The sequence below is a fragment of the Pseudomonas sp. genome (assembly GCF_050739995.1).
Classification (GTDB): domain Bacteria; phylum Pseudomonadota; class Gammaproteobacteria; order Pseudomonadales; family Pseudomonadaceae; genus Aquipseudomonas.
In genome coordinates, this window is record NZ_JBOICG010000492.1 from 1 (window position 1) to 1,725 (window position 1,725).

1 protein-coding gene is annotated in these 1,725 nt (G+C 61.6%); it reads left to right on the plus strand.

The annotated features are described in order from the left end of the window. The coding region (locus ACRESD_RS16235; protein ID WP_431751857.1) for a TonB-dependent receptor plug domain-containing protein at window positions 1–1,619 on the plus strand (1,619 nt) is incomplete at its 5' end. Window positions 1,620–1,725: the final 106 nt, after the last annotated feature.

Below are 1,725 nucleotides of genomic sequence, written 5' to 3' on the forward strand. Positions count from 1 at the left end.
GCTCACGGGTGAAAGTCATCCGTGGCGAGCGCGGGATCAACGATTTCTACGCCAGCCAGGGCGTGGGCTGGGAAACCGGCGACCTGCGCCTGTCGTTGTCCGGGCAACAGGATGATGGGTTTGACAGCGATGCCGTAGGGGCCGATCGCCGTGACGGCCGCCGCCTCAACCGGTTCAGCCTGGCGGTGAGCCAGACCCTGAACGCGCAGCAGAGCATCGACTGGCAATTGAACGCCAAGGAAGGGACCAACCAGCGCCCCTATACCTACACCCCGGTATTCGCCGGGATTACCGAAGGCGGCACCAATTCCGACGCCACCGCCAAGGACTATGCCGCCTCGTTGCGCTGGAACTTCGATTTCAATCCCGAGCACAGCCTGTACATCCAAGGCTCCGCCCAGCAATGGGACCGACGCCAGATCTGGAAAGCCTGCGATGCCAAGGTGTCGTTCAGCCCCGAGTTGACTCAACTGTGGCAGCTCAACCCCGACTATGCCGAACGGCTGGCGCGGCACATGGACACCTTCAGCCAGGGCAGCGCTCCCCCCGGCAGCGCCGCCGAACAAGCGCTAGCCAACCAGGTGCTGGACCAGTGGCGCAACGGCGCCAACCAGAGCGTATGCGGCGATATCGACCAGAGCACTCGGGAAAGTCGCTACGACCTGGAGATTCAAGACACACTGAGCCTGTCCGACAGCCTGCGCCTGGTCAGCGGCATGAACTATCGCTACGACCGCGCCGACTCCGACACCTATTTCAACGGCACCCTCGACGACACCACCTGGCGCCTGTTCGGTCATCTGGAGTGGCGTGCCAGCGAACATTGGCTGCTGCAAGGTGGCGCCATGTACGAAGACACCCACTTGAGCGGCAACTCGCTGACGCCACGGGTGGCGGTCAACTACTTGATCAACCCCCGCCACGGCCTGCGGGCGGTGTACTCCGAAGCCATCCGCTCACCAGACATGTTCGAGAACAACGTCAACTGGAGCTATCGCGTCACCAACCTCAGCTCCCCGGCCTACGGGCAGAATTCCGGGCAATATTTTGTGGTGACGCGCGGCCCGGGCAACCTCGATAAAGAGTTGATGCGCTCGCGAGAGCTGGGCTACAACGGCTTCTTTGCCGACCTCGGGCTGAATGTCGACGTGAAACTGTTCTACGACGAAATCACTGAGATGATCAGCTCACCGCTGCGCAACAATCAATACATAGCCAGCAATGCCAACAGTTCGCGGTTCACCGGTGCCGAATCGCAATTCGATTGGCGCATGAGCAACGCCGACCGCCTGCGGCTCACCTATGCTTACGTCGACGCCAGCGCCAGCAACCCACTGGACAAGGCACAGACCGCCCGTAACAGCGGCTCGGCCGGCTGGCTGCGTGAATGGGGACACGGCTGGTCCAGCGCGTTGTTCTACTACGGCGACGACGCACTCAACCAATATCGTTTCGAGCGGGTCGACCTGCGGGTGGCCAAGCGCATTGCCCTGGGCAAAGCCAACGTGGAGCTGGCCGGCATGTTGCAACAACGCCTCGACAACCAGCCCACCACCTGGGCCGATAACAATTACGACAGTCGTCATGTCCTCTACTTCAGCGCGGAGCTGGAATTCTGACATGGGCGATCAGTCACGGATGACCCTCTTCTTTTCCAGACTATGGCGACGCGGCCTGCTGTTGGCATGCTTGCTGCAGACGACCCCAGCCTGGAGCGCCGAAATC